Below are 275 nucleotides of genomic sequence, written 5' to 3'. Positions count from 1 at the left end.
ACGCCAGTGACACCACCGACGAAAGGAACGGTGACGTTGAATCCTGACGGAAGTTTTGTTTATACGCCGACGCCAGGCAAGACGGGCGAAGATGTGTTCTGCTACGAAGTGAGCAACGCGCAGGGGTTGAAAGACACAGCTTGTGTGACGGTGGATATAGTACCGACGCCCATTGCAGGCAATGATGCACCCGTAGCGGTGGATGACAACACGGAGACGCCAAAGAATACACCAGTGGTAATCAATGTGAAAGCCAACGACGGCGACCCTGACGG

General features: G+C 54.5%; 1 protein-coding gene. It reads left to right on the top strand.

Features of this window, described 5'->3' with window-relative positions; genetic code table 11:
- Positions 1 to 275, top strand: a 275-nt coding sequence (locus tag AC23P2_RS31370) for an Ig-like domain-containing protein (protein WP_487776834.1), incomplete at both ends; no start/stop codon positions are given.

This window comes from Runella sp. R0.1_18 (genome assembly GCF_057652155.1).
Note: the sequence above shows the minus strand (reverse complement) of the source record. Positions and strands in the feature narration are given on the sequence as shown.